This is a genomic window from Xanthomonas sp. SHU 166, from assembly GCF_000364685.1.
GTDB lineage: Bacteria > Pseudomonadota > Gammaproteobacteria > Xanthomonadales > Xanthomonadaceae > Xanthomonas_A > Xanthomonas_A sontii.
Genome location: NZ_AQOJ01000550.1, coordinates 1 through 594, shown reverse-complemented (window position 1 = coordinate 594; position 594 = coordinate 1). Strand labels below are relative to the sequence as shown.

The following is a 594-nucleotide window of genomic DNA, read 5'->3' as shown; positions in this document are numbered from 1 at the left end:
AGCTACGCCGCCGGCAGCGACTGGCTGGCGGCGCATCCGGTGCCGCAGGCGACCTGCTACCAGTACTTCAAGGAAGCGCTGATCGTGTGGACGCTGCTGCGCTCGCGCGACTGGTTCGCCGCGCATTCGGTGCGGGTCAACAGCGTCGCGCCCGGCCCGGTGTTCACGCCGATCCTGGGCGATTTCGTCACCATGCTCGGGCCCGAGCGGGTCCAGGCCGATGCCGGCAAGATGAAGCGCCCGGCCTATGCCGACGAGGTCGCCGAAGCGGTGGTGTTCCTCGCCTCCGATGCGGCGCGCTGGATCAACGGCGTCAACCTGCCGGTGGATGGCGGCCTGGCCGCCACCGCCCTCTGAACCACTCTTTCTTCCTCTTTCCACGAGAGTACACAGCATGCACAGCACCGAACCCCTGGCCGCCGCATCCACTTGGAGCGAGCGCATCTTCAACGGCGAGTGGGTCGCCGCCCAGGGCGGCGTCCTCGAGGTGATCGAACCGGGCAGCGGCACGCCGCTGCACCGCGTCGGCCAGGCCAATGCCGCCGACGTGGCCGCGGCGGTGGCGCAGGCGCGCGACGCGCAGCGCGCCTGGGC

Annotated in this window: 2 protein-coding genes; both read left to right on the top strand. The window is 70.7% G+C overall.

Features of this window, described 5'->3' with window-relative positions:
* Nucleotides 1-357, top strand: a 357-nt coding sequence (locus tag D180_RS14060; RefSeq protein ID WP_017913301.1) for an SDR family oxidoreductase, incomplete at its 5' end; no start/stop codon positions are given.
* Nucleotides 358-394: 37 nt separating this feature from the next.
* Nucleotides 395-594: aldehyde dehydrogenase family protein (locus tag D180_RS14055; protein ID WP_043084374.1), on the top strand; the 200-nt coding region annotated here is incomplete at its 3' end.